Genomic DNA, 24,335 nt, shown 5'->3' with positions numbered 1-24,335 from the left:
CAAGGGGGTGAGGCACGTGTTAGAAGTAGTGAGTATTCGTAGTTTTTCAGAGCAGCCTGACAGTGTTGATCAAACAAGTTCGCAAAAAGCGGTCACCGCCCGTCGAGGTGGATTTCTGCATGGTACAAAGATCGCGACCACCAGTGGTTGGAAGCTGGTAGAGCAGATTGTTGTTGGCGATCTTGTTCGCACGCTGGATCATGGTTTCCGAGAAGTAAGACGTGTCTCAGCTGACCGGGTTGTCATACCGGAAGGGGAAACCCGCGCAGAAAACCTGCCGATCTATGTGCCTGCGCAAGCGGCCTATAACGGACGACCAGTCTGGTTGATGCCGGAACAGGGGGTCGCCTTGGATCTCAGCAAGATCGACTCCGAAGCTGGTGGCTTTTCGGTCGTTCCAGCGAGATTGCTCAGCGGCAAATGTAGGCTGAGTTCACAATCGCCTGGGTCGACATTCGAAGTCCGCACGCTGTTCTTCGATGAAGATGAAGTGATTTTTGTTCAGGGTGGACTGCAGGCGTTTTGCTCGTCTGGGCGCTTTAGCATGCGGCCAAGGCCAAACCGGATAAGCTATCCCGTCGCCGAGGAAGAAGAAGCTGCGGCTTTAACCGAACTGATTGCGCAAAAGGGCGACCTATCTGCCCTTGCAAACCCGTTGGGTGCGCTGCCTGCACCCATCCCGCAGGAACCGATTTTTCCGATCCGCCCCCCTTCGGGGATAAGGCGACCGGGACGTCCTGGCCGGCCTAACTTGCCCGCCTTGTTTCTGCGGCCTGAATGGCAGACCTAACCAAACACCACGAGAATGATGCAGGCGCATGGTATCATGCGCCTGCATCAGTTTGTTAAGCGGCTTTTGCCTCAGGGTTGAAACGACCGTAAAAGCTCTGACCCTTTTCCGCCATCTCACGCAGCAGGGCCGGGCAGGCAAACCGTTCGCCATAGGCCTCAGCCAGCTGATCGCAACGCTCGGCGGCATAGGGCGAGCCGATAATATCCAGCCAGCTGAGCGGGCCACCCGACCAGGGAGCAAAGCCCCAACCCAGGATCGCGCCGACATCACCTTCGCGGATGTCTTCCAGAACACCTTCTTCAAGTGCACGGACCGCTTCCAATACCTGTGCGAACATCAGGCGTTCCTGCACTTCGATCAGGTCCGGCTGGTCTTCGGCCAGCGGGTACTTGTCCTGCAGGCCTTTCCAGTATTCGACGCGCTTGCCTTTTTCGTCATAGTCGAAGAAGCCCGCGTTTGCCTTGCGACCCAGACGGCCCTGTTCTTCCATCCAGAAGATCAGATCGTCCGAGGGGCTTTCCGGGTAGGCGTCGCCCATCGCTGCCTTGGTCGCACGTGCGATCTTGGCACCCAGATCAATCGAGGTCTCATCGGTCAGCTGAATTGGTCCCACAGGGAAGCCCAGTTGACGCGCCGCGTTGTCGATCAGCACTGGGTTCACACCCTCGGCAATCATCCGCACACCTTCGTTGATGTAAGGAATGATGCAGCGGTTTGCGTAGAAGAAGCGCGCATCGTTGACGACGATCGGTGTCTTGCGGATCTGGCGCACATAGTCCAGCGCCTTGGCCACCGCGCGATCACCGGTTTCCTTGCCCTTGATGATCTCGACCAGGAACATCTTCTCGACCGGCGAGAAGAAGTGGATGCCGATGAACTGATCCGGACGCACGGATGCTTTGGCCAGATCGGTGATCGGCAGAGTCGAGGTGTTCGAGGCAAAGATGCAGTCCTCGGGGATGATCGCCTCGACCTTCTTGGTCATCTCGGCCTTGACGCCAACGTCCTCGAAGACCGCTTCGATGATCAGGTCGCAGCCTTTGAGGTTGTCCAGATCCGGGGTCGCGGTGATGCGGGCCAGCATGGCCTCTTTTTTCTCAGCCGTGACTTTGCCGCGTTTCATGCCTTTGTCCAGGTAGCTTTCGGTATAGGCCTTACCCTTGTCCGCAGCTTCCTGGTCGCGGTCCACAAGAACAACTTCCATCCCAGCCTGAGCCGACACCAGCGCGATACCGGCGCCCATCATGCCCGCGCCCAGGACGCCGATCTTCTTGACCGATTGATCCGGTACGCCCGCAGGACGTACAGCACCTTTCTCCAACGCTTCCTTGTTCAGGAACAGCGAGCGGATCATCGCACCCGAGGAAGGGTTCATCAGGACAGAGGTGAACCAACGCGCTTCGATCTTCAGGGCGGTGTCGAAATCGACCAGCGCGCCTTCGTAGACCGCGCTCAGCAGAGCTTTGGCCGCAGGGAACGCGCCTTGGGTCTTGCCATTCACCATCGCCGACGCACCGACGAAGTTCATGAAGCCTGCGGGATGGTAGGGGGCACCGCCGGGCATCTTATAGCCCTTCGCGTCCCAAGGCTTGACCAGATCGGCTTCCTTGGCGTTCAGCACCCATTCCTTGGCCGCGGCCATCGGGTCGGCTGCGATTTCGTCGATGTAACCTGCGCCCTTGGCCTTCTTGACGTCCAGCATCTTGCCTTCCAGCAACAGCGGAGCCGCCGCAATTGCGCCAACCTTGCGGACCATCCGCGTGGTGCCGCCTGCGCCGGGGAAAATGCCGACCATGATTTCGGGCAGGCCGTACTTCGCCTTGGGGTTTTCTGCTGCAAAGATGCGGTGCGTGGATAGGGGCAGCTCCATACCGATGCCCGCAGCGGTGCCGGGCAGAACGGTGGCAATCGGTTTGCCGCCCTTCTTGGTCTTGGGGTCCATGCCTGCCAGTTCAATCTTGCGCAGCAGGGCGTGCATTTGCATCGTGCCCTCGAACAGACCTTTAGCTGGGTTGTCACCCGCCTGTTCTTTCATCACCGCCAGCAGGTTCAGGTCCATGCCGCCAGCAAATGAACCCTCCTTGCCCGAGGTAATGATGATGCCTTTGACCTCGTCATCGGCCAGCGCCTGATCGATCTGATCGCTCAGCTGTGCCAGCCCGTCAAAGGACATCACGTTCATGGTTTTCCCGGGCACGTCCCAGGTGATAATGGCGACGCCGTCCGCGTCTTTCGTCAGAGTGAAATCAGTCATTGTCATCTCCAATCTGGTCAGCCGTCAGCGGGCTGCCATCCTTTCGGGTGAAGGAGAATCCGTTCTCATCATCCTTCACCATCATGTCTATGTCGCTGTAATAGCCGGTCTCGGTCGGGGTCCGCGTGCCCACCACCAGAAAGGTCGCGGGCGCATCGGTTTTGTTCACAAGGTGGTGGCCGTTGGCCTCACCTGCGGGCCAAGCGGCGCAATCGCCGGGCTGCATCTCATGCTCACCATCGTCATCGATCAGCACGCAGGTGCCGCTGAGCATGATGGCAAATTCGTCCTGCTCCATGTGGTAATGGCGCAGCGAGGACATGCCTTGCGGCTCGAGCCGCACGATGTTGACCCCGTATTGGGAAAGCCCTCCTGCATCACCGACGCGCTGCACGAATCGACCCGCGGTCGCCTCGGCCAGCTTGCCGGGATAGGACGAGCCCCCCTTGAACGGGATCTGAGAGAGATCCAGCTTGGGCATCAGACCCGCTCGATAATGGTTGCTGCACCCATGCCGGACGCGATGCAAAGCGTGGCCAGACCGGTTTCCTTGTCCTGACGCTCCAGTTCATCCAGCAGAGTGCCGATGATCATCGCACCGGTCGCACCCAGCGGGTGACCCATCGCGATCGAGCCGCCGTTGACGTTGACCAATGCTGGGTCGACGTCGAACGCCTGCTGGAAGCGCAGCACGACCGAGGCGAAGGCTTCGTTCACTTCGAACAGATCCAGATCGCTGATCTTCATGCCGTTGTCGGCCAGTATTTTCTCGGTCACAGGAACCGGGCCGGTCAGCATGATGGTCGGGTCGGTACCGATCTTGGCGGTCGCTTTGATCCGGGCGCGCGGCTTGAGGCCGTATTTCTCACCGAATTCCTTGTTGCCGATCAGAACAGCCGCCGCACCATCCACGATGCCCGAGCTGTTGCCGGCGTGGTGGATGTGGTTCACGCGCTCAAGATGCGGGTATTTCAGCATCGCAACCTTGTCAAAGCCGGGCATCTGCTCGCCCATCATTTGGAAGGAAGGGTTCAGGGCTCCGAGGCTCTGCATGTCGGTGCCGGCGCGCATGTATTCGTCGCGGTCCAGAATGGTCAGGCCGTTCTGGTCTTTAACGGTGATGACCGACTTTTCGAACCGGTTGTCCGCCCATGCTTCTGCGGCGCGCCGTTGCGATTCAACCGCCAGCGCGTCAGCGTCATCACGGGAGAAACCGTACTCGGTCGCAATGATATCGGCCGAGATGCCCTGCGGAACGAAATAAGTCTCCATCGCCAGCGAGGGGTCAACGGCAATTGCAGCACCATCGCTGCCCATGGCAACGCGGCCCATCATTTCGACGCCACCTGCGATGTAAGCCTCACCAGCGCCGCCTTTGACTTGGTTCGCGGCGAGGTTCACAGCTTCCATGCCTGAGGCGCAGAAACGGTTGATTGCGAGACCGGGGATCGACTGATCCAGATCAGAGGCCAGAACCGCCGAGCGCGCAAGACAGCCACCTTGCTCCATCACCTGCGTGACGTTGCCCCAGATCACGTCTTCTACGGCGTGGCCTTCGAGGTTGTTACGCTCTTTCATCGCGTTCAGGGTCAGGGCGGACAGGCGCACCGAGGTTACCTCGTGCAGGCTGCCATCCTTGCGGCCCTTGCCGCGCGGGGTGCGCAGGGCGTCATAAATATAAGCTTCGGTCATGGGTCTTCTCCTCAAGCTCGATCCGACGGGTTGCCGGGCATCAGGTCATAGGGGTGTTTCCAACTGGGCTGCTCGGACAGGCGAGTTAGCCAGGCGTCGATATGGGGCCAGTCGGCGCGGTCAAAGCCGAATGGTTCGGGGTAATAGAGGTAGCCGCAGCAGCTGATGTCGGCGTTGGTGACACCATTGCCGACAATCCAGTCGCGGCCGTCCAGATGATCGTTTAGCACCTGATAGGCCGCCTTCAGTCGCCCTTGATTGAAAGCGATCACATCGGGATTGCGGTGCTGTTCCGGGAGGAAATTGATCAGGAAACGGGTCAGGCCAGCCATCGAGCTGAGCTTGTGATTATCCCACAGCACCCAGCGCAGAATGTCGTAATTCTCTTCCCGGTCCTTACCGCCAAACTTGCCCGACTTCTCGGTCACATAGGCCTGAATGGCACCGGATTGGCTGGTGCGGAAATCACCGTCGATCAGGACAGGTGCTTCACCCATCTCATTCACTTCGGCGCGAAACTCGGGCGTACGGGTGACACCTTTGAAGAAATCAACAAAGACCGGCTCCCACTCCAGTCCGGACATTTCCAAGGCCAATGCAGCCTTGTAGCTGTTTCCACTTTCTCCGAAGCAATGAAGTTTGATGGTCATGCGATCGCCCCTCCCAAGGCGCATGGTGCGAAGTCGTCATTTGCGTATTTCGAGAAAGACCAACCATCAGGCAGAATGCCTTTGGTCTGTCTTTCTGAAAACACGCCCACCTGAAACAGGTGGTTGGCGTGGTTAGCGTTTCCGCGCTTCAAGCTCGGAATTGAAAATGCGCAGGCGGTGGGTCAGGTTCTCCTCATCAATCACGCTGTTGAAATTCTCGAAGAGAAACGACAGTGCCTCGCCTTCATCCAGACCTGCCTCACGCGAAAATGCTTTGAGCTTTCGATATCCGTCTTCAGTCATTGCAACGGGAAATCGACGGGTCAGGCGAAAACGTTTTGGCATGTGGTTCCTCCGGTAAGTTGGGTCCGGGCAATGTTACCCGGACCCAGACTGTGATCAGAAGTTCGCCGCGTCCAGAGCCATGACAGTGTCCGCGCCGGTCTGAATGCGCGAAAGATGCATTGCAGTCGCTGGCAGGCGGCGCGCCATGTAGAAACGGCCGGTGTTGATCTTGGTCTCGTAGAACTCTTTGTCCGAGGCACCACCGTCCAGCGCTTCCTGAGCGGCTTTAGCCATCTGAGCCCACATCAGGCCCAGGCAAACATGGCCGAACATGTGCATGAAGTCATAAGAACCGGACAGAGCGTTGTTCGGGTTCTTCATGCCCTCCTGCATGAAGTACATGCCAGCGGATTGCAGGTCCTTGGACGCTGCTTTCAGCGGTTCGATGAACGCTTTGTCATAGGCTTCGTCCTTGCCACCGTTTTCCTTGCAGAAGGATTTGACCATTTCGAAGAAGGCCATGACATGCTTGCCGCCATCCTGTGCCAGTTTACGACCGACAAGGTCCAGCGCCTGAACGCCGTTTGCACCTTCGTAGATCATCGCGATGCGGGCGTCGCGAGTGTATTGCGACATGCCCCATTCTTCGATGTAGCCGTGGCCGCCATAGACCTGCTGTGCCTGCACGGTCATGTCGTAGCCTTCATCCGTCAAGAAGCCTTTGATGACCGGAGTCAGCAGCGAGATCAGCCCGTCCGCGTCCTTGTCACCCGAGCGGTGCGCCTTGTCGATCATGGTCGCGCCCCAAAGGATGAACGCGCGGGCGCCTTCGGTGAAGCTTTTCTGATCCATCAGGTTACGGCGGATGTCGGGGTGAACGATCAGTGGATCGGCCGGGCCGTCCGGGTTCTTCACACCTGTTACGTCGCGGCCCTGCAAGCGGTCCTTGGCATATTCGACAGCATTTTGATACGCAGCCTCGGCCTGAGACAGCCCTTGCATGCCCACACCCAGACGCGCTTCGTTCATCATGGTGAACATGGCGCGCATGCCTTTGTGCTCGTCGCCCAGCAGCCAGCCGGTCGCCTCGTCATAGTTCATGACGCAGGTTGAGTTGCCGTGGATGCCCATCTTCTCTTCGATCTTGCCGACCGAAACGCCGTTACGCTCACCCGGGGTGCCGTCTTCGTTCACGATGAACTTGGGCACGATGAACAGCGACACGCCCTTGATGCCCTCGGGGCCACCGGGGATTTTCGCCAGAACCAGATGGATGATGTTGTCGGCCATGTCGTGATCGCCAGCCGAGATAAAGATCTTCTGACCGGAAATTTTGTAGCTGCCGTCACCCTGCGGTTCCGCCTTGGTGCGCATCAGGCCCAGATCGGTGCCGCAATGCGGTTCGGTCAGGTTCATGGTCCCAGTCCATTCACAGCTGACCATGTTGGGCAGGTACTTGTTTTTCTGCTCGTCGGTTCCGTGGGCCAGAATTGCCGACGCCGCGCCGTGCGTCAGGCCCTGATACATCACAAACGCCTGGTTTGCGCCCGAGAACATCTCGCCAACAGCAGTACCCAACACATAGGGCATGTTCTGGCCGCCATACTCTTCCGGCATGTCGAGGCCAGTCCAGCCGCCTTCCTTCATCTGCTCGAAGGCGTCTTTGAAACCGGTGGGGGTGTATACGATACCGTTTTCCAGACGACACCCTTCGGTGTCTCCTACAACGTTCAATGGGTGCAGAACATTGGAGGCAACTTTGCCTGCTTCTTCCAGAACTGCGCCGGTAAATTCGGTCTCAAGTTCGCTGTAGCCCGGAATATCGGATTCCGAGACTTTTAGAACATCGTGCAGAATGAACTGCGTATCTTTTGTTGGCGCGTTGTAAACGGGCATGTGAAGCTCCCTTAATTCAGATGTCCGGGTGGCAGGCAGGCGAGGGTGTTACTCGGCGGCCTTCTTTTCCTGTTTCATCGAGGCGATGACTTTCTCGCCCCAGCGCAACTGTTCCTTCAGATCGTCGATGGCCTGAGTCAGCTCTTCGCGACGTGATTCCATATCAGCCAGACGTTCGCAGGCGATTTCATACGTGCGAGTCATCTGGGTCAGTTGCTGGTCGTCCACGTGGTACAGATCCAGAAGCTGCCGGATTTCCTCGAGGCTGAAACCAAAGCGTTTGCCGCGCAGGATCAGTTTGAGCCTGGCGCGATCCCGTTTCGTGAACAGGCGTTTCTGGCCCTCACGGATCGGGAACAGAAGCTCTTTGGCCTCGTAGAACCGCAAGGTTCGCGGCGTGACATCATATGCCTCGCACATCTCGCGGATGGTCATCAGATCTTCAGTCATAGGTCATACTCTCGGTCACTGGCGTCATGAGATATGAGTTGCGCAGTCGATGCCTGCTTTACAACATGAGAGTGACGTTTACGTAATGCAGACGCTACGTCACAAATAAATTGACGTAACATCCGGTCGCGTAAAGTTGGATTTCGGTAATTTTGTTGCCGTTACGTAAAGGTCGCATCGGGCTTCAAACGTACAACGAAACTTAGCTCACGGAAGACCCGCGAGCCTAAAAACAGCTTCCGCTCATTTGAGGTACTGCGCCGTTAGGCGGAGGCGTCTAGCGCAGCGATTTCGCCGTCTGATCCCGCAGGCGAGTCAGTTCGTCCATGGCTTCGTCCAGTTGCTGCCGTTGTTGGCGCAGTTCTTCCATCTGACGATCAGCCATCTCAACGAAGGTCGCCATTTGGGCCTGGTTTCCCTGATCTTCATAGATCAATAACCACTGGCGAATCTCTTCCAGCGGAAATCCGAATCTGCGTCCGCGCATGATCAGTTTCATGCGTGCGCGTTCCCGAGCACCATAAAAACGGGATCGTCCCTCGCGATCCGGCTGTAGCAGCTCGATATACTCATAGTAGCGCAGGGTACGCGGAGTCACATCGAACTCAGCGCACATCTCTTTGAATGACAAACGGTTGTCGGACATCCCTGTTCTCCTTGCCAGCAACCTATGGTGTCATGAAAGCAAGCGCAACAGGCAGGCTTGCCCTTTGCGTCAACTGAGGCTCATAAAGGGATTAACTCAGAAGGACGCAAACCTATGGTCGACAAGACAGTTCTGGCCCGCCAGTTCATCGAGGCAATCCCGCATGCGCGGGCTTTGGGCCTTACATTGACGCATATCGGCTCAGGCGAGGCTGAGATCACCATGCCCTATAACGAGGATCTGATCGGAGATCCGCGTACAGGCGTGATTCACGGCGGTGCGGTTTCGGCCATGCTGGATACCTGCTGCGGAGCGGCAGTGATGAGCCACCCCTCGGCGCCCGGTGGAACTGCAACCATCGACCTGCGCATTGATTACATGCGTGCTGCAACGCCGGGGCAGATGCTTATCACCCGGGCCAGCTGCTATCACATCACGCGCAATGTTGCCTTCGTGCGGGCTACTGCGATGGATGACGATCAGGAACGCCCTGTTGCAACAGCAACAGGATCATTCACCGTGGAGGGCAAGTAAGATGGCCCGCTCCCGTCCCGAACCCATGCAGGTGGTCAAGCAAAGACGTGACGCAGCGCTTCGTGCCCTCGTCGAGGGTGTGCCATACATGCGGTTCCTCAATATCGGGTTCGATCGCCGGGGTGATGAACTGACCGGTGTTTTGAATTTTGACGAAAAACTGATCGGCAATCCTTTTCTGCCAGCCATCCATGGTGGTGTGACTGCTGCCTTTCTGGAGGTAACTGCCGTCATAACGCTCAGTTGGGAACATATGTTTCCACGGATCGAAAGCGGTGAGATCGATGCTGACGATATCATAACGAATGAGAACATCCGCTTTCCAAAGACCATCGACTTTACCGTCGATTACCTGCGATCGGGATTGCCGCGCGATGCCTATGCACGTGCATTCGTCAGCCGATCTGGTCGCCGCTATGCCTCGGTTCGGGTCGAAGCCTGGCAGGACAATCATGCCAAGCTCTTTGCGCAGGGAACCGGACATTTTCTGATGCCGCAGCCTCCGTCCGTCAAAGGTTAAGACATGAACGAGGCTTCTGCGCCCATCACGCACAGGCGGGTGCTGAAGATAGCTGCACCCATTGTCCTGTCGAATGCCACAGTTCCGATACTCGGGGCTGTGGATACAGGTGTTGTCGGGCAAATGGGTCAGGCCGCACCGATTGGCGCGGTCGGTATCGGGGCTGTTATTCTGTCCACGATCTATTGGGTCTTCGGGTTTCTGCGGATGGGAACCACCGGTCTTGCTGCGCAGGCGCGCGGGGCAGGAGATACAGCAGAGACCGGGGCGCTATTGATGCGGGGTCTGCTGTTGGGTACAGCAGCCGGCTTGTTCTTTATCATCACGCAAGTATTTGTATTCGCGGGCGCCTTTGCTTTGTCACCGGCCAGTCCCGAGGTCGAATCGCTGACGCGAGACTATTTGCAGATTCGTATCTGGGGGGCACCTGCCACCATTGCGCTTTATGCAGTCACTGGCTGGCTAATTGCGGTCGAGCGCACGAAAGGCGTGTTTGTCCTGCAGATCTGGATGAATGGTTTGAACATCATTCTCGACCTGTGGTTCGTGCTGGGCTTGGGATGGGGGGTTGAAGGTGTCGCAACGGCCACTCTGATTGCTGAATGGACTGGTTTGGCGCTGGGTCTGTGGCTGTGCGCGGACGCATTCGGTGGCAATCAGTGGCGAGACTGGCCGCGTATCTTTGATGCGGCTCGATTGCGCAGAATGATGCAGGTGAACGGCGATATCATGGTGCGCTCGGTTCTGCTGACCGGTGCATTTACAACATTCCTCTTCGTCGGCTCCGATTTAGGGGATGTCAATCTGGCCGCCAATCAGGTGCTTCTGCAATTTCTTGAGATTACTGCCTTTGCGCTGGACGGCTTTGCCTTCTCTGCCGAAGCCCTAGTGGGTGGAGCAGTTGGTGCAAAAGACCGTCATCAAGTTCGGCGCGCATCGATCATGGCATCTCAGTGGGGCGTTGGCGGAGCTGTAGGACTGGGTTTGGTGTTCTTCGTTGCAGGTCCCGCATTGATAGATCTCATGTCGACCTCACCTGATGTGCGCATCGCCGGGCGAGAGTTCTTGTTCTGGGCGGCAATTGCTCCAATCATTGGTGTCGCCAGTTGGATGTTTGACGGTATTTATATCGGCGCGACATGGACGCGCGCGATGCGAAACGCGATGATCCAATCTGTTGCGATTTACATCGTAGCCTTGTTCATATTGGTCCCAACCTTAGGAAACCACGGGCTATGGGCCGCGCTGATGGTCCTGAACATCGCGCGCGGCATCACGCTGGGCTGGCGGTATCCAAAGCTTGAGGCACAGGTGGCTTAAAGCAGGGTAAGCAGGTTCTCAGGCGGACGACCAATTGCAGCTTTGTCGCCGGATATTCCCAGCGGCCGTTCGATCAGAATCGGGTTTTCAGCCATGGCCTGAAACAAGTCATCCTCTGAACTTGTCTTGGTCAGACCCAGTTCCTTGAACTGCTTTTCACCCGTGCGCATCATCTCGATGGCAGCGAGGCCAAGCCGGGACTGAGCAGAACGCAGTTCGTCGACCGAAGGCGCATCCTCAAGGTATTTTCTCAAAGTGATCTCTGCGCCGTTTTCTTCCAGCAACGCCAGCCCGGCGCGGGACTTTGAGCAGCGCGGATTATGCCAATACTCGATCACAACCAGTCCTTTCGCTTGCTTCCAACAGCCTGAGATACACTGTCAAAACCGTCCCGGGCCAACAAGTCATCCAACCCATGCGCGATATCTGCAGCCAGTGAGATACCGCCATACACCATCGCGGTGTAGAACTGCACCGCCGAGGCGCCTGCACAAATCTTGGCATAGGCTTGTTCGGCTGAGCTGATACCCCCCACACCGATCAGTGGGATAGTGCTGTCGGTCATTTGGCTGAGCTGTGCCAGAACACGCGTCGATTTCTCGAACAAGGGAGCACCGGATAGCCCCCCCATCTCATCCTTGTGGGTGCTGAGCAGCCCATCACGGGACAGGGTCGTATTGGTTGCTATGACGGCGTCCACCCCGGTTTCCCGAGCGACAGCCGCGATATCTTCAAGTTCGGCTTCGGTCAGATCCGGGGCGATCTTGAGGAAGACTGGCAAGGGACGCGCCAGCGTGTCTCTGGTCTCGATCACGCCCCCCAGCAACGCACTTAGCGCGGCTTTGCCTTGCAGATCGCGCAGCTTTTCGGTGTTCGGGGAAGAGACGTTAACCGTGGCAAAATCCAGATACTCGGCGCAATGGGCCAGCACCTTGGAGAAATCCCCGGGGCGATCGTCACTGTCTTTGTTGGCACCAAGGTTCAGGCCGATAACCGCATTCTTTGGGCGGTCGGCCAGGCGCCGGGCCATGACCTCCATTCCCTCGTTGTTAAAGCCAAAGCGATTGATGGCCGCTTTGTCTTCGGTCAGACGGAACAGGCGTGGTTTTGGGTTTCCCGGTTGCGGGCGCGGGGTGACCGCACCCACCTCGATAAAGCCGAACCCGGCACGGGAAAGCGGTGTAAGAACCTCTCCGTTCTTATCAAACCCAGCGGCCAGACCGACGGGGTTTGGCAGCTTTAGTCCGGCAAGTTCGGTTTGTAGTCGAGGCGACGTGATCGGACCGGGGGCAGGGGCCAGTCCTGATTTCAGGGCTTTGATTGAAAGGCCATGGGCCGTTTCTGGATCAAATTGATGCAGGGCGGCGAGCCCGATTTTCTCGGTCAGTTTCATCCGAATGAACTTCCACTTTCGTTCGGCGCACAGCGGATAAGCCGGGATGTTTTCACGGCTGCCTGCCGATGAACCACGGCGGCGCGATAGATTGGATCGGTCACCATCTCCAGAAACGCATGCGCACTGGGGTACCGGGCAATGAACACCTCGTCCCAGCTTTCATCTGCGGGACCGATCAGCGTCGTCTGGAACGCGCCCCTCCAAACAATCGAAGCCCCTAAACGTTTGATGATCGGTGCAGTTTCTGCTCCGTAGTTGCGATAAGCCTGTGCGCCGGTAAGCCGGGCATTGGCAAGCTCGTGATCCGATGGGTATTCTGCAATATCGCGAAATTTCACGAGGTTCAGCATTTCGATCGGCTGATCGCGATCCAGACCTTTGAACGTTTCGAATTGCTCCCGTTCCGGATCGACAAACTCTGTCATCCCATTTCCTCCGGGAATTGATGCTTTTCACCATCAAACGGGAGCGGGCGTGACCACACAACGTCACTCATGCGGATTTGGCGATAGAGATGCGGGAACAACGCGTCACCGCGTGATACCTCCCATTTCAAGTCATCGCCCATGGCATCGGCATCGCATGCCAACAGTGTCAGATCGCCTACACCGGCAAAGTGTTTGGCTGCAGTTTCCTCGGCCTGTTCAGCTGTCGAAAAGTGTACATAACCATCAGCGATGTCGATCGGAGCACCATCAGATGCGCCATCTGCCTGCAGCTTGGCCCATTCGTCGGCCCGGAATATCTTGTAAATCAGCATATGGACCTGATGCCCCGCACCGCGGGCGGAATCAAGCCGGATTTCCCCCTTTGACTCTTTGCCGCCCACATCGCACGATCCCCTCAATCAACTACAGGGAGTTTCAATATGTTCACCCGCTTATTGGCATCTGCAGCCGTGTTGGGCCTGACCGCAGGCATGGCGGCTGCGGAATTTAAACTGACCATCTTGCATACCAACGACATTCACAGCCGGATCGAATCCATCAACAAATACGATTCCACTTGTGACGCCGAGGGCGAAGCCGAAGGAAAGTGCTTTGGTGGTGTAGCCCGGCTCAAGACCATGGTGGATTCAAAACGTGATGCCATGGCGGACGAAAATGTCCTGCTGCTGGATGCTGGCGACCCATTTCAGGGCTCACTTTTTTACACAACCTATAAAGGTGCCGCAGAGGCAGAGTTCATGGAAGCCATCGGCTATGATGTCATGGCCGTGGGAAACCATGAATTCGATGATGGTCCGGCAGGTTTGGAGGCATTTATAGATGCAGTCAGCTTCCCGGTGATTTCGGGCAACCTTGATCTGTCATCGTCAGCCGAATTGAAGGACAAGGTGCAAAATCACGTTGTCCTTGATGTCGGCGGTCAGAAGATCGGTATCATTTCGGCATTGGCAACGGATACGGTCGACACCTCGAGCCCCGGCAAAGATGTGGTGTTTCAGGATGAAATCGACAGCCTGTCCGCAGATGTAGCCGCCCTGCAGGAAGAGGGCGTTAACATCATCATTGCGCTCAATCATGTTGGTTTGGCCAAGGATCTTGAGATCGCGGAAAAAGTACCCGGGCTTGATCTCGTGATCGGTGGGCACTCCCACACTTTGCTGTCCAACACGGATGAAGACGCTGCCGGACCTTATCCAATGATGGTTGGCGATGTACCCGTTGTACAAGCCTATGCGTACTCAAAGTATCTGGGTGAGATCACTCTGACCTTTGATGATGACGGTAATCTAATCTCAGCCGAAGGTGAGCCAATTCTATTGGATGCTTCGGTTGAACCGGATGCGGATATCGCTGCCCGAGTTGCAGAGATGGGTGCTCCAATCGAAGAGATGAAGCAGCGCGTCGTGGCCAATGCTGCGGCTCCGATTGAAGGAGACCGTTCCGTTTGCCGTGTGCAGGAATGCGAGATGGGAAATCTGGTTGCCGACGCGATGCTTGCCAGGGTTGCTGATCAGGGTGCTCAGATCGCGATCGCAAATTCCGGTGGTTTGCGCGCATCGATCGATTCCGGTGATGTGACCATGGGTGAAGTTCTGACGGTTCTGCCTTTCCAGAACACTCTCTCGACCTTCGAAATCAGCGGGCAGGGCGTAATTGATGCGCTTGAAAACGGCGTCAGTCAGGTCGAAGAGATCAAAGGTCGTTTCCCGCAAGTAGCTGGCATGACGTTCACATGGGATCCTTCGGTTGCGCCTAACGAAGGCCGCATTGGCGAAGTGATGGTCGCAAGCGGGGATGGGTTTGTGCCGATCGATCCGGCCGCGACTTATCTGGTGGTCACCAACAACTATGTTCGGAACGGTGGCGATGGCTACAAGATGTTCTCGGGTGACGACAAGAACGCCTATGACTACGGTCCTGATCTTGCCGATGTAACAGCCGAGTATCTGGCCGAGAATGCGCCATACCAGCCTTATGTGGATGGGCGCATCAAGCAGAAGTAAGGCTCTTTCTGAGAATGAAGGCCGCGCTTTACCTTAGCGCGGCCGTTTCTTGTTGAGCACTGGTCAAACATTGGCAGTGCCTACCACCACCTTTTCATTCGAACATGCTCGGGGTAGACCCCTGACATGGCTCTGAAAATCTCAAATCTGCCGGAACTTTATGCCCACGCATTCGATACTGTGATCGATGTGCGCAGCCCGGCTGAGTTTGCCGAAGATCACCTGCCCGGAGCTATCAACCTGCCCGTCCTGGACAATGATGAACGCGCACGGGTGGGAACGATCTATGTACAGGAAAGCCCGTTTTTAGCGCGCAAGCTTGGTGCGGCTTTGGTATTTCGCAATGCGGCGAACCATATCGAGAACAGCCTAAGCCATCATGATGGAGGGTGGCGGCCTCTGGTCTATTGCTGGCGCGGTGGGCAGAGATCCGGATCGTTTACGTGGATGCTGCAACAGATTGGGTGGCGGGCAGAGGTAATCGATGGCGGGTATCGCACCTATCGTCGTCTTGTTAACACTTATCTTTATGACGATCCGCTACCGTTTCGGTTGGTTGCACTCGATGGCTATACCGGTACGGCCAAAACTGAACTTCTGGCGCATCTACAGGGAAAGGGCGTTCAGGTTGTAGATTTGGAAGGTCTTGCCAATCACCGCGGATCCTTGTTGGGCGAGATGCCCGGAGGACAACCCAGTCAAAAGGCATTTGAATCTGCACTGGCAGGAGCCTTTTGTGCACTGAATCCAAATCGACCCGTTCTGGTCGAGGCGGAATCCTCGAAGATCGGCAATCTGATCCTTCCGCCAAGTCTGTGGAACGCCTTACGGGCAGCACCGCGAATTCAGGTGAATGTTCCGATTCAGGCTCGGACGGCCTATTTGACCGAGGCATATGACGACATCCTGTCTGATGCGGATCGACTGCGTGATCGTCTGAGCCCGCTGCGCTTTCACAGAGGTCACGAGATCGTGGATGGCTGGCTCGAATTGATCGAGGCTGGTGACAAACGCGCGCTCACACAGTCTTTGATGGAGCAGCACTACGACCCGGCCTACACAAAGTCCCGAAGGGCTCAAAAGGCCGAAATACTCGCCCAGATCGAGGTGGGGTCACTGGATGATGCAGGATTAAAGCGGGCAGCCTTCCAGATTGAGGCCGTCCTAGATCAAATTTGAAGCGAAAGGCCCGGTGTTTCGGTGAGTTTGCCAATGTTTACCGCAGGGTAACCCGCTTCTTGCAATTCTTGGCAAATAGTATCCGCCTGATCGGCAGATACTGCGGCGAGCAATCCGCCAGCAGTTTGTGGATCGAACAGAAGGTCCGCTTTGTTACCGGTCGGCAACTCAGGCGCGATTAAGCGATTGTCGTTGAAAATCGTTGACCGGATTCCGCGTTCCGCAAGCTCCAGTGCCCCATCCATCACTGGCACCGCATCGAGATCAATCACAGCCCCGCATTCTGAGGACTCACATATCCCCTTCAGGTGCCCAGCCAGACCGAAACCAGTGACGTCAGTCATTGCGTGAGCACCGGACAATATTTGAGAGGCTTCGCTTTGCGGCTGAGCCATCAGGCGGAGGGCCTTTGCAACCCATGAACCATTAGCCTGACCCGCCATCTCTGCTGCCATCAGGACACCGCTACCCAATGGTTTGGTCAGGATAAGCACATCTCCCGGACGTCCTCCGGAGAGGGTGATCGGATCGGCGTCAGTCAGGCCAGTCACAGTGAAACCGATGGTCGTTTCATCACCCATCGAGCTATGACCACCCACGATCCCTGCACCTGCATGCCGCATGACCTCATCGGCAGTGGTCATGACCTCTGCCATTGTACGTTGCTGCAGCTCAGGCGACATGCGCGTCAAAATGATGGTCGCCGTTGCCACTTGCGGTAACGCACCCATTGCCCAGATATCACCCAAGGCATGAACCGCAGCTATCTTGGTCATCAGGACCGGATCATTTGTAAAACTGCGCAAGTGGTCGGAGCTGATGACCTGACGCACCCCTCCGGTTTGAACCAGCGCTGCGTCGTCGCCCGGTAATGGGGTGATGTCGGACCGTTCTGGTGCGGGCAGCGTATTCAGGGCTGAGCGCAGCGCATCGCGACCTACCTTTGCGCCACAACCTCCACACATTGGTTTGTCCCCCAACACTTCACGCACTCCGGCTGCGTGATTCCGGGGCAGGGACGGAGTGGGCATCTGAGGTAAATCACGAAACTTGTTCATGAATTTCTGATCAATGTGGTTTTTCCATTTCCACATAACCGGGCCACTAAAGGATGTGCCCAGACGCTCGGCCAGCGCGGATTTGCCACCCAGGGAGATCAGTTTCAGATAGTCTTTTTGCGGCACATAGTGACGCATACGGCCTGACCCCAGCGCAGCGCGCAAATTGTTGAGCAGGATTGGGGCTTCACGCACGGCATAGACACCTGCCTTGGGACGCGGGTTTTCTGACAGATGCGCACAATCTCCGGCCGCGAAAATCATGGGACTGCTCGACTGCAGATAGGGGTTCACCCTGATAAAACCGCTCTCCAGTTCAAGCCCGGTTTGTTCAATCCAGTCATAGGGACGGGCACCCGCTGCGCCGGTTACAAATGTCGCTGGTATCTGCCTGCCATCTTCAAGCGCGATGTGATCCTCAGCAACGCGGCTAATACCTGCCTGTTCGATGAGTTCGACACCAAGCGCATCCAGTGATTGCCTTATCGTGGCTGCGGCCTTGGCCCCGGTTGCCGCCAGTGCGGTTGCACTGTCGATCAATGTGACTTGTGCCTTGCGACCGCGTTCATGCAGAGCGTGCGCCATTGCCATGACAAGCTCCATACCGGCCACCCCGCCACCTATGACGGCGACAGATGCAGTGCCTGTGCCATTCAGGTATTCTGCCCATCTGGCTGCAAAAGGGCCAAGCGGTTTGGCGGGAACGGCAAATTCGGCAAAACCGGGCATCGCGGGCATATCGGAGGTGATACCCACGTTGACCGAAGCAACATCAAACGCAACAGGTGGACGACCCGCCACGCGAACTACACGCATGTCTGTATCAATGCCTTCGACTGCACCCAGAATAACGCGTGCGCCAGCAAACCGTGCAAGCTTGACCAGATCGATATCCAGTTCCCACCGCTCGTAGTGGCCTGCGACATATCCCGGCAGCATTCCGGAATATGGCGCCGTCGGACCAGGATTGATCACTGTAACCCGTGCGCCCGGCAAGGGGTTCATGCCCCATTTGCGCAGCACCAGCGCGTGAGTGTGTCCTCCGCCAATCAAAACCAGATCGCGGGTCAGGGGCAGCGGAGGTGTATGCATAGGTATTAGTTCGTACTGTGATCAGGGACGTCTTCGACCTGCTCGACCGCGTGGGTGGCCCAGAGCTCATCCTCGCCCGCGCCCGGCAGATCCTGTGGCTTTTCATGGCGATGAATGTGCCACTTGGCAATGAACAGGGCTGTGATCGGGGCGGTCAGGAACAGAAACAGCGTGATCAGCAGCTCGTGCAGCGACAGATGTTGTTCGATCAGAAACGAATGCAGAATTGATGCGATCAACACGCCGCCAACGCCAAGTGTGGTTGCTTTGGTGGGGGCATGCAGACGTGACATAGGGTCTTTCAACTTGATCATGCCGAAGGATCCGACAAAGCCAAAAATGCCTGAAACGATCAGGAAAAAGGCGATCAGAAATTCGAAGATGTATTCCATATCGCCCTCACTCGATGATGTTGCCGCGCAGCATGAAGCGCGCGTAGGCAACGGTTGAAACAAAACCCAACATCGCGATGATCATGGCCGCTTCGAAGAATATCTCGCTACCAAGCTGGATGCCGTAGAGGATCATAAGCGCAATGGTGTTGATGACCATTGTGTCCAGTGCCAGAACACGGGTGCCGACACCGTCTGCGGTAATGATCCGCCACAGACACATCATGATCGCAGCTCCGAAACAGGCGAAGGCGAAGTAGATGGCGTATTCGATCATTCGAAAATCTCCTTCAGGCGGCGTTCATAGCGCTGTTTGATCTGGTCGCGTACTGCCTCAGGGGCGGGGGCGTCAAGGCAGTGCACCAGCAGGTTATGCCCCTGGGCCGACAGATCACAACTGACAGTGCCGGGCGTCATAGTGATGGTGCCTGCCAGAACGGTGATCGCCTCGGGCGTGCGCAGTTCCAGCGGGATGCAAATCCAGTTTGGCTGACGGTCGGCGTCGCGTTTGAAAAGGATAATCCGGGCAACCGTGATGTTGGCCATGACGATATCCCACAGTACCACCAGGATATATTCAACCACCATCGGCCAGTTGCGCAATTTGGGGCGATCTGGCCAGTAAGGTTGCGTGATGAACGGAATGATGATCCCGAGTATCAGGCCGAAAACCAGAGAATTCAGTGACGGCGAATTCGCCAACAGCATCCACACCAAGGTCAGCAGAATGGTCAGATGCGGGTGGGGGAATATTCGATGCAGCAGCTTCATTATTCTTCCCTTCCCAAAACGGCCGAGATGTACTGTTCAGGCGTGAACAACTGCTCAGCCGTCTTACTTGTGTATTCCAAAGCGGGTCCGGCGAACAATGTCAGCAGGACAAGACCAAGAACAGCTCCGAACACCGATGTGAATGCCAGCCCCGGTTGTGGTTCAGGGGCGGGTAGATAGGGAATCTCTTCGTCATTTTCCGGATCATGTTCGGTATTGTGCTGAGCATCGTGGCTCTTCCAGAAAATCAGCGAACCCGCTCGTGCAAGACCCACGATGGTCACGAATGAGCCGATCAGGACCACCGCCCAGATGATACTGGCGTCCGGAGCGTCGCGGGATGCGTCCAGTACCAACAGCTTGCCGATGAAACCGGATAATGGCGGCATACCGGCCAGAGCAATTGCTCCGACAAAGAACAATGCAGAGATCAGACCGCTTTGCGGCATGGGAGGTTTTGGCGCGATGGCACCCCCCTGTCGTTCCATGACCATATCAGCCACAAGAAACAGAAGTGCTGTCGCCAGTGTCGAATGGAAGATGTAGTACAACGCTGCGGCCGTGGCATCAGGCGTGAACAGCGATATGGCAATCAGCAAGGTTCCCATCGACGCGATTGCGCAAAAGGCCACCATTCGTGCGATATGGCGTGAACCCAGAATACCGATTGTTCCGATTGCCAGAGTCAGCATCGCGGCAGGTTGCAACCACTCTCCTATCAACCCGTCAGTGACAGCGACGTCCGGACCAAAGGCCAGCGTATAGACCCTGAGGATCGAATAGGCCCCGACCTTGGTCATGATCGCGAATAATGCCGCCACTGGCAGAGGCGCGTTTGCGTAGCTGGCCGGCAGCCAGAAATGCAAAGGCAGAACAGCGGCTTTGATACAGAAGACCAGAAGCAATAGAACCGCACCAACGCGCAGCAAAGCGGTGTCCTCAGGTGGGATCTCGGCCACGCGAACAGCCAGATCCGCCATATTGAGCGTCCCGGTCACGGCATAGATGGTTCCCAGTGCAAACAGGAACAGTGTTGAGCCAAGAAGGTTATAGGCAACGTACTGCACCCCAGCTTTCAGTCTTACCGAACCGCCGCCATGGGTCATCAGGCCATAGGATGCGATCAGCAGAACTTCGAAGAAAACGAAAAGGTTGAAAGCATCACCAGTAAGGAAGGCCCCACAAACGCCCATGAGCTGGAAATGAAACAAGGCATGGAAATGCTTGCCCCTGTCATCCCAGCCGGACGCGATGGCATAAAGAACAATAGGCAAAGCCAGCAGCGCGGTCAGCAAGACCATCATCGCCGACATCCGGTCCAGCACGAGAACGATGCCAAACGGGGCAGGCCAGTCACCGAGTTCATAGACCTGAATGTCGCCACCTGACGCCTGTGCGGTGATCGTCAGTGCGATCCCCAATAGGCCAACGACACCGGCAACCGAGAAGATGCGTTGCAGATCCAGATGGAACCGCAGGACCATGATGATAAAGGGCGCCAGAATTGCGGGCAGGACGATCGGCGCAACGATCCAATGGTTCATGCGTCTTCTCCTGCGCCATCCACGCTGTCCTGCGCGGTCATATCGATATGGTCATCCTTGGACGACAGATATGCGCTGAGCGCGATCATCACGATCACGGCTGTCATGCCAAACGAGATAACGATGGCTGTCAGTACCAGCGCTTGAGGCAGTGGGTCAGTGTAGGGCACATCTTCGTATTTGTTCAGAACAGCGGGAGCATTCAGAGCCAGCCGACCGGTCGCAAACAGAAAAACATTGACGGCATAGGTCAGCAGCGAGAGACCCAGGATCACGGGAAAGGTTCTGCGCCGCAGGATCAGAAAAATCCCGGCGGCGGTCAGAACACCAACGGCAGAGGCTACCAGCGCTTCCATTAGGCCTGCTCCTTCTTTTCTTGTTCTTCTTCAAGCAGATCATCCCGCAGCGGGTTGATATCCATCGGATATTCCTGCGCCATGCCCGGCTGCCACGCAAAGCGGGACAGACTGTCAAGCGCCAGCATGACAGCACCCAGAACCGCCAGGAAAACCCCGGTGTCGAACAGCATCGCGGTGGCCCACTCGAACTCTTCCAGTGGCGGCCAGTTGATGTAGCCGAAATCGCTGGTCAGGAAGGGACGCTCGTTGAACCAGGCACCCAGACCAGTTGCGGCGGCGATCAGCACGCCCCAACCGATGGTGCCATGGTAATAGAACCTTTGTCTCTCAATAGCCCAAGTATAGCCGCTAGCCATGTATTGCATCAGGAACGCGATCGCAACGACCAGACCGGCGATGAACCCGCCGCCCGGCTGGTTGTGACCGCGGAAGAAAATATAGGCCCCGACCATCAGCGCAATCGGCATCATCACACGTGTCACAACCACCATCATAAGCGGGTGCGAGTCGCCCGATTGCGGCCAGTGAGGTTTGCGGTTCAGCAGGTAGCTGCGAACATTCGTGCCCAGAACTGCCTCGGTAAGGGCAAAGATGATCAATGCGGCGATACCCAGAACAATGATCTCTCCGAAGGTATCAAAGCCACGGAAATCAACCAAAATCACATTGACCACGTTGGTTCCGCCACCACCCTTGTACGAGTTTGCAAGATGGAATTCCGAGATAGTCGGAAAGGCAAAATCGCGAAGCATGAGTGCATAGATCAACCCGCCTGTACCGACACCTGCAATCACCGAGATAACAGCGTCGCGCCAACGACGCGGTGCAGTGCTGTCCCACGGTGTTTCTGTTGGCAGAAAGTTCAGGGACAGCAAAAGCAAGATCATTGTCACCACCTCAACCGAAATCTGGGTCAGTGCCAGATCGGGGGCCGAGAGATAGTTGAAAGCCATGGAAACGATGAGACCAACAACACCGATGAGGACCAGTGACAGAAGGCGATTGCGGTGGAACCACATGATCGCGAGCGTTGCACCGACAAGACAAACCCAGCCGATGATCGGAATGATGGGCGCTGGCAACGGTACGCGTGTTTCGATCCCGATCGTACCTGTGGAGTAGGCGTAGTAGCCCAGCCCGACAGTGAAGGCGATCATGATGATGGCATAGCGGCTGATGACACCATTGTGCAGCTCATCCGTGACCCAGCGGCTAAGCCCCGTCAGAGCTCCAATCACCGCGTCGAAGATAGATTTCGCCTCGGGACGTGGCAGAGCATTCCATAGTTGTTCACCGCGGCGATGCAACGACAGAAGGAACAAACCTCCCAAAGTTGCAACGACCGACATGTACAGTGCAGGCGTAAAGCCATGCCAGAGCTTCAGTGAGTAGTAGGGAAGCTTCTCACCGCCGATAACGGCACTGGAAACTACGGCTACAAGAGGGCCAACAATCGCGTTCGAGTAAAGCCCGATCAGTACGACCAACACGACAAGGAATGCAGGTGCCAGCCACAACCCGACCGGAGGATCATGCGGATGATGCGGATAATCATCGCGCTCTGGCCCGAGAAAGACATGGCCAACGAAACGGAACGAATAGGCAGCCGAAAACAGGGCGGCCAGCAGCGCCAGCCCAGGCACCAGATAGTGAGAGTTCAGCCAGGTCGTGTGAACCGTTTCCTCGAGCATCATCTCCTTTGACAGGAACCCGTTGAGCGGAGGCAGACCGGCCATAGACAGTGCCGCGATGATGCCGATGGTAAATGTAATCGGCATCAGGTGACGCAGTCCCCCCAGTCGCTTGATGTCTCGTGTCCCGGTTTCGTGATCCACGATGCCTGCTGTCATGAACAACGCAGCCTTGAATGTTGCGTGGTTGATGATGTGGAAAATAGCAGCGACCACGGCAATCTTGGTGCCAAAGCCAAGCAACATGGTCACAAGTCCCAGATGGGACACGGTAGAAAATGCCAGTAGCGCTTTGAGATCATCTTTGAACAGCGCGATCACCGCGCCGATCAGCATGGTGATCAGTCCAGTTGTGGAAACAATATAGAACCAGGCGTCAGTTCCGGCCAAAACGGGCCACATGCGCGCCATCAGGAACAAACCGGCCTTAACCATCGTCGCCGAGTGCAGGTAGGCCGAAACCGGCGTCGGAGCGGCCATCGCATGCGGCAGCCAGAAGTGGAATGGGAACTGCGCTGACTTGGTAAAACATCCAAGCAGGATAAGGATCAACGCAGGCAGGTAATACGGCGAAGATTGGATAAGGTCGCGGTTCTGCAAAATGACGCTCAGGTCATAGGAACCCACGATATTGCCAAGGATCAGCATACCCGCAATCATTGCCAGCCCGCCAGAGCCCGTCACTGCCAGCGCCATGCGTGCACCCTGCCGTCCAACGGGCAGATGTTTCCAGTATCCGATCAACAGGAACGAGCTGAGGGATGTAAGTTCCCAAAACACAAGCAACAACAATATGTTATCGCTTAGAACGATGCCAACCATCGCGCCCTGAAACAGCAGCAAATAGGTATAGAATTGCCCCATCGGATCTTCGCGCGACAGGTAGAAACGCGCGTAAAGAATGATCAAAAGACCTATGCCCAGGATCAGCAATGCGAACAGAAAGCCCAGCCCATCCAGCATGAAATTGGCATTCAGACCAAGGCCGGGAATCCAGTCGAACCGAGCAGTTACCACACCACCACCCATCACTGTCGGGATGTGGATCAACAATCCTGCCAACGCCAGGAAAGTCGTCAATCCTGCCGCTGATGAAGCGGCATTTCGTCCTGCACGGATAAGCAGGGCGGGAAAGACAGCTCCGAGAAAAGGAAGGGCCGCGATAAGGAATAGGGACAAGTGCGATACTCCGGGGCTGGGCGGTCAAAGTGGTATTGATTTTGTAAGGATAATTCTTCGGCTGTCCAGCTATTGTAAGTTTTCGATGGGGTTCTAAGGGATTTACATGCCCCTCTTGATCATTGGTTCACATGACAAGAACTTGATCCGAAACTGCCATCCAGTGGCAGCGCAAAGAACAG

Annotated in this window: 25 protein-coding genes; 6 read left to right on the top strand and 19 right to left on the bottom strand. The window is 56.4% G+C overall.

The features are described from left to right. The first annotated feature begins 16 nt into the window (after nt 1-16). A complete protein-coding gene (locus tag E1297_RS48540; RefSeq protein ID WP_209016450.1) occupies nt 17-790 on the top strand; it encodes a Hint domain-containing protein in 774 nt (257 codons plus the stop codon). A 55-nt stretch (nt 791-845) separates the two neighbouring features. On the opposite strand, the gene E1297_RS48535 is transcribed toward E1297_RS48540, so the two are convergent. The 8 genes from E1297_RS48535 to E1297_RS48500 all read right to left on the bottom strand — a co-directional run bounded on the left by E1297_RS48535 (nt 846) and on the right by E1297_RS48500 (nt 8,666). Next, complete coding sequence (locus E1297_RS48535) at nt 846-3,047, bottom strand: 3-hydroxyacyl-CoA dehydrogenase NAD-binding domain-containing protein (protein ID WP_155151796.1); 2,202 nt, start codon at nt 3,045-3,047, stop codon at nt 846-848. Beyond that, nucleotides 3,040-3,528 carry a cupin domain-containing protein gene (locus E1297_RS48530; protein ID WP_155151793.1) on the bottom strand — a complete coding sequence of 163 codons (489 nt, stop codon included), beginning with the start codon at nt 3,526-3,528 and terminating at the stop codon, nt 3,040-3,042. Before E1297_RS48530 ends, E1297_RS48535 begins: the two co-directional genes overlap by 8 nt. Then, the gene (locus E1297_RS48525) at nt 3,528-4,739 is read right to left on the bottom strand and encodes an acetyl-CoA C-acetyltransferase (RefSeq protein ID WP_155151789.1); all 1,212 of its coding nucleotides are present in this window, start codon (nt 4,737-4,739) and stop codon (nt 3,528-3,530) included. The genes E1297_RS48530 and E1297_RS48525 overlap by 1 nt, the downstream gene beginning before the upstream one ends. Nucleotides 4,740-4,750: 11 nt before the next feature. Continuing rightward, nucleotides 4,751-5,389, bottom strand: a complete 639-nt coding sequence (locus E1297_RS48520) for a glutathione S-transferase family protein (protein WP_155151786.1) — start codon at nt 5,387-5,389, stop codon at nt 4,751-4,753. Nucleotides 5,390-5,521: 132 nt separating this feature from the next. Next, the gene (locus E1297_RS48515; RefSeq protein WP_155151783.1) at nt 5,522-5,734 is read right to left on the bottom strand and encodes a hypothetical protein; all 213 of its coding nucleotides are present in this window, start codon (nt 5,732-5,734) and stop codon (nt 5,522-5,524) included. Nucleotides 5,735-5,788: 54 nt separating this feature from the next. Next, entirely contained in the window at nt 5,789-7,570 is a 1,782-nt protein-coding gene (locus E1297_RS48510) for an acyl-CoA dehydrogenase C-terminal domain-containing protein (protein ID WP_155151781.1), read from the bottom strand. 48 nt (nt 7,571-7,618) lie between these two features. Further along, nucleotides 7,619-8,020 (bottom strand): MerR family DNA-binding transcriptional regulator, encoded by a 402-nt coding sequence (locus E1297_RS48505; RefSeq protein WP_155151779.1) that lies wholly within the window; start codon nt 8,018-8,020, stop codon nt 7,619-7,621. A gap of 277 nt (nt 8,021-8,297) precedes the next feature. After that, the gene (locus E1297_RS48500) at nt 8,298-8,666 is read right to left on the bottom strand and encodes a MerR family DNA-binding transcriptional regulator (protein WP_155151776.1); all 369 of its coding nucleotides are present in this window, start codon (nt 8,664-8,666) and stop codon (nt 8,298-8,300) included. A 114-nt stretch (nt 8,667-8,780) separates the two neighbouring features. On the opposite strand from E1297_RS48500, the gene E1297_RS48495 reads away from it, so the two are divergent. Genes E1297_RS48495 through E1297_RS48485 form a run of 3 tightly spaced genes read left to right on the top strand, consistent with a single transcriptional unit; the run spans nt 8,781 to nt 11,040 of the window. Continuing rightward, nucleotides 8,781-9,200 carry a PaaI family thioesterase gene (locus tag E1297_RS48495; RefSeq protein WP_155151774.1) on the top strand — a complete coding sequence of 140 codons (420 nt, stop codon included), beginning with the start codon at nt 8,781-8,783 and terminating at the stop codon, nt 9,198-9,200. A 1-nt stretch (nt 9,201) separates the two neighbouring features. Then, a complete protein-coding gene (locus E1297_RS48490; RefSeq protein ID WP_155151772.1) occupies nt 9,202-9,720 on the top strand; it encodes a PaaI family thioesterase in 519 nt (172 codons plus the stop codon). A gap of 3 nt (nt 9,721-9,723) precedes the next feature. After that, complete coding sequence (locus tag E1297_RS48485) at nt 9,724-11,040, top strand: MATE family efflux transporter (RefSeq protein ID WP_155151769.1); 1,317 nt, start codon at nt 9,724-9,726, stop codon at nt 11,038-11,040. On the opposite strand, the gene arsC is transcribed toward E1297_RS48485, so the two are convergent. From arsC to E1297_RS48465, 4 genes are read right to left on the bottom strand one after another with little or no spacing between them, the layout of a single operon-like run. Beyond that, complete coding sequence (arsC, locus tag E1297_RS48480; RefSeq protein ID WP_368669880.1) at nt 11,037-11,378, bottom strand: arsenate reductase (glutaredoxin); 342 nt, start codon at nt 11,376-11,378, stop codon at nt 11,037-11,039. The genes E1297_RS48485 and arsC overlap by 4 nt on opposite strands. Then, nucleotides 11,375-12,433, bottom strand: a complete 1,059-nt coding sequence (locus E1297_RS48475) for a quinone-dependent dihydroorotate dehydrogenase (RefSeq protein ID WP_155151764.1) — start codon at nt 12,431-12,433, stop codon at nt 11,375-11,377. Before E1297_RS48475 ends, arsC begins: the two co-directional genes overlap by 4 nt. Then, the gene (locus E1297_RS48470) at nt 12,430-12,861 is read right to left on the bottom strand and encodes a DUF1330 domain-containing protein (RefSeq protein ID WP_155151761.1); all 432 of its coding nucleotides are present in this window, start codon (nt 12,859-12,861) and stop codon (nt 12,430-12,432) included. The genes E1297_RS48475 and E1297_RS48470 overlap by 4 nt, the downstream gene beginning before the upstream one ends. Then, on the bottom strand, nt 12,858-13,265 hold the full coding sequence (locus tag E1297_RS48465) for a DUF952 domain-containing protein (protein ID WP_368669879.1): 408 nt from the start codon (nt 13,263-13,265) through the stop codon (nt 12,858-12,860). Before E1297_RS48465 ends, E1297_RS48470 begins: the two co-directional genes overlap by 4 nt. A gap of 39 nt (nt 13,266-13,304) precedes the next feature. On the opposite strand from E1297_RS48465, the gene E1297_RS48460 reads away from it, so the two are divergent. Beyond that, entirely contained in the window at nt 13,305-14,888 is a 1,584-nt protein-coding gene (locus E1297_RS48460; protein ID WP_155151758.1) for a bifunctional UDP-sugar hydrolase/5'-nucleotidase, read from the top strand. A 126-nt stretch (nt 14,889-15,014) separates the two neighbouring features. After that, nucleotides 15,015-16,067 carry a tRNA 2-selenouridine(34) synthase MnmH gene (gene mnmH / locus E1297_RS48455; protein ID WP_155151755.1) on the top strand — a complete coding sequence of 351 codons (1,053 nt, stop codon included), beginning with the start codon at nt 15,015-15,017 and terminating at the stop codon, nt 16,065-16,067. On the opposite strand, the gene selD is transcribed toward mnmH, so the two are convergent. The 7 genes from selD to E1297_RS48420 are packed head-to-tail and all read right to left on the bottom strand — an operon-like array spanning nt 16,058 to nt 24,153. Continuing rightward, nucleotides 16,058-18,217, bottom strand: coding sequence for a selenide, water dikinase SelD (gene selD, locus E1297_RS48450; RefSeq protein ID WP_155151751.1), 2,160 nt, complete (start codon nt 18,215-18,217; stop codon nt 16,058-16,060). The two genes, mnmH and selD, sit on opposite strands and share 10 nt — an antisense overlap. A gap of 5 nt (nt 18,218-18,222) precedes the next feature. Beyond that, the gene (locus E1297_RS48445; protein ID WP_155151747.1) at nt 18,223-18,609 is read right to left on the bottom strand and encodes a Na+/H+ antiporter subunit G; all 387 of its coding nucleotides are present in this window, start codon (nt 18,607-18,609) and stop codon (nt 18,223-18,225) included. 7 nt (nt 18,610-18,616) lie between these two features. After that, nucleotides 18,617-18,886 (bottom strand): K+/H+ antiporter subunit F, encoded by a 270-nt coding sequence (locus E1297_RS48440; protein WP_155151743.1) that lies wholly within the window; start codon nt 18,884-18,886, stop codon nt 18,617-18,619. Next, on the bottom strand, nt 18,883-19,380 hold the full coding sequence (locus E1297_RS48435; RefSeq protein ID WP_155151740.1) for a Na+/H+ antiporter subunit E: 498 nt from the start codon (nt 19,378-19,380) through the stop codon (nt 18,883-18,885). The genes E1297_RS48440 and E1297_RS48435 overlap by 4 nt, the downstream gene beginning before the upstream one ends. Next, nucleotides 19,380-20,924, bottom strand: a complete 1,545-nt coding sequence (locus E1297_RS48430) for a monovalent cation/H+ antiporter subunit D (protein ID WP_155151737.1) — start codon at nt 20,922-20,924, stop codon at nt 19,380-19,382. The genes E1297_RS48435 and E1297_RS48430 overlap by 1 nt, the downstream gene beginning before the upstream one ends. Next, entirely contained in the window at nt 20,921-21,280 is a 360-nt protein-coding gene (locus E1297_RS48425; protein ID WP_155151734.1) for a Na+/H+ antiporter subunit C, read from the bottom strand. Before E1297_RS48425 ends, E1297_RS48430 begins: the two co-directional genes overlap by 4 nt. Continuing rightward, nucleotides 21,280-24,153: a monovalent cation/H+ antiporter subunit A gene (locus tag E1297_RS48420; RefSeq protein ID WP_155151731.1), complete on the bottom strand. Its 2,874-nt coding sequence runs from the start codon at nt 24,151-24,153 to the stop codon at nt 21,280-21,282. Before E1297_RS48420 ends, E1297_RS48425 begins: the two co-directional genes overlap by 1 nt. Nucleotides 24,154-24,335: the final 182 nt, after the last annotated feature.

It is taken from the genome of Roseibium sp. RKSG952 (assembly GCF_009711355.1).
The sequence above is the reverse complement of the archived record's forward strand: the minus strand, read 5'-3'. Positions and strand labels throughout refer to the sequence as shown.

Bases quoted from the DNA above. Each gene is read 5' to 3' on its own strand.
- E1297_RS48535 (WP_155151796.1), bottom strand. From the start codon at position 3,047: ATGACTGATTTCACTCTGACGAAAGACGCGGACGGCGTCGCCATTATC.
- E1297_RS48530 (WP_155151793.1), bottom strand. From the start codon at position 3,528: ATGCCCAAGCTGGATCTCTCTCAGATCCCGTTCAAGGGGGGCTCGTCC.
- E1297_RS48525 (WP_155151789.1), bottom strand. From the start codon at position 4,739: ATGACCGAAGCTTATATTTATGACGCCCTGCGCACCCCGCGCGGCAAG.
- E1297_RS48520 (WP_155151786.1), bottom strand. From the start codon at position 5,389: ATGACCATCAAACTTCATTGCTTCGGAGAAAGTGGAAACAGCTACAAG.
- E1297_RS48515 (WP_155151783.1), bottom strand. From the start codon at position 5,734: ATGCCAAAACGTTTTCGCCTGACCCGTCGATTTCCCGTTGCAATGACT.
- E1297_RS48510 (WP_155151781.1), bottom strand. From the start codon at position 7,570: ATGCCCGTTTACAACGCGCCAACAAAAGATACGCAGTTCATTCTGCAC.
- E1297_RS48505 (WP_155151779.1), bottom strand. From the start codon at position 8,020: ATGACTGAAGATCTGATGACCATCCGCGAGATGTGCGAGGCATATGAT.
- E1297_RS48500 (WP_155151776.1), bottom strand. From the start codon at position 8,666: ATGTCCGACAACCGTTTGTCATTCAAAGAGATGTGCGCTGAGTTCGAT.
- E1297_RS48495 (WP_155151774.1), top strand. From the start codon at position 8,781: ATGGTCGACAAGACAGTTCTGGCCCGCCAGTTCATCGAGGCAATCCCG.
- E1297_RS48490 (WP_155151772.1), top strand. From the start codon at position 9,202: ATGGCCCGCTCCCGTCCCGAACCCATGCAGGTGGTCAAGCAAAGACGT.
- E1297_RS48485 (WP_155151769.1), top strand. From the start codon at position 9,724: ATGAACGAGGCTTCTGCGCCCATCACGCACAGGCGGGTGCTGAAGATA.
- E1297_RS48475 (WP_155151764.1), bottom strand. From the start codon at position 12,433: ATGAAACTGACCGAGAAAATCGGGCTCGCCGCCCTGCATCAATTTGAT.
- E1297_RS48470 (WP_155151761.1), bottom strand. From the start codon at position 12,861: ATGACAGAGTTTGTCGATCCGGAACGGGAGCAATTCGAAACGTTCAAA.
- E1297_RS48460 (WP_155151758.1), top strand. From the start codon at position 13,305: ATGTTCACCCGCTTATTGGCATCTGCAGCCGTGTTGGGCCTGACCGCA.
- mnmH (WP_155151755.1), top strand. From the start codon at position 15,015: ATGGCTCTGAAAATCTCAAATCTGCCGGAACTTTATGCCCACGCATTC.
- selD (WP_155151751.1), bottom strand. From the start codon at position 18,217: ATGCATACACCTCCGCTGCCCCTGACCCGCGATCTGGTTTTGATTGGC.
- E1297_RS48445 (WP_155151747.1), bottom strand. From the start codon at position 18,609: ATGGAATACATCTTCGAATTTCTGATCGCCTTTTTCCTGATCGTTTCA.
- E1297_RS48440 (WP_155151743.1), bottom strand. From the start codon at position 18,886: ATGATCGAATACGCCATCTACTTCGCCTTCGCCTGTTTCGGAGCTGCG.
- E1297_RS48435 (WP_155151740.1), bottom strand. From the start codon at position 19,380: ATGAAGCTGCTGCATCGAATATTCCCCCACCCGCATCTGACCATTCTG.
- E1297_RS48430 (WP_155151737.1), bottom strand. From the start codon at position 20,924: ATGAACCATTGGATCGTTGCGCCGATCGTCCTGCCCGCAATTCTGGCG.
- E1297_RS48425 (WP_155151734.1), bottom strand. From the start codon at position 21,280: ATGGAAGCGCTGGTAGCCTCTGCCGTTGGTGTTCTGACCGCCGCCGGG.